The organism is Herbiconiux daphne, from assembly GCF_024979295.1.
Classification (GTDB): domain Bacteria; phylum Actinomycetota; class Actinomycetes; order Actinomycetales; family Microbacteriaceae; genus Herbiconiux; species Herbiconiux daphnes.
In genome coordinates, this window is the sequence record NZ_JANLCJ010000355.1 from 1 (window position 1) to 727 (window position 727).

3 protein-coding genes are annotated in these 727 nt (G+C 41.7%); all 3 read right to left on the reverse strand.

The annotated features are described in order from the left end of the window. Positions 1-261, reverse strand: a 261-nt coding sequence (locus N1032_RS25210) for a porin (protein WP_259543321.1), incomplete at its 3' end; no start/stop codon positions are given. A gap of 26 nt (positions 262-287) precedes the next feature. Then, complete coding sequence (locus N1032_RS25215) at positions 288-503, reverse strand: hypothetical protein (RefSeq protein ID WP_259543323.1); 216 nt, start codon at positions 501-503, stop codon at positions 288-290. A gap of 13 nt (positions 504-516) precedes the next feature. Continuing rightward, positions 517-727 (reverse strand): hypothetical protein (locus N1032_RS25220; protein WP_259543324.1); only part of this gene is annotated, 211 nt, incomplete at its 5' end.

Below are 727 nucleotides of genomic sequence, written 5' to 3' on the forward strand. Positions count from 1 at the left end.
CTCCGACTTGTGTTTTGCAAAGTCATACTCACCTTCATACTGACCAATGGCATCAAACTGCTCGTTCAGTTTGGTACGGGCTTTGACGCCAGCACGGAAGTAGGAATCATCCTTACCGTCGCTGTCTTTACCTTTCTCAAACTGATGGCGAGCTTCTGTTTTACCATACAGATCAATGTTCATGCCGTCTTCGTTATAGACTACCGCTGCATTAGCAACACCAGCCAGAGACAAGCCAACTACAATAGCAATTTTCTTCAAAGGAAATCCCCCTTAAGGGTGGGTCATTATACTTTTACCCACTGACCAACAGTATTTTTACCGCTATCAGACCAGATGCGGCGGTTCTTTTTATACGCAATGTGACCATTCGCTTTATCACGAGCAGTCTTACCATCACGAACTTTCTCTACCTTACCATTGACGGTACGGTAAGCCATCGTTCCAGTTTTGTTCAGGTTGAACGGTTGGATGATCTTGTCGATAGCTGATACTTTAGGCATAACTTTTCCTTTATTAAGCCATTAAGAAGAATTTGATGATCATTAAGCAAGCACCAAAGGTGATCGCATTGTTAATCATGTTAAAGCCATGCTTATTAACTGTCGCCTGATCAATGGCATTACCCATTTTACGACCAGAGATAGTACCCATAACGAGTTGCAGGATAGCAATTGCAATTACAACATAAGTCAAAATAGTCTGAATCATAACTACCTCTTTTATT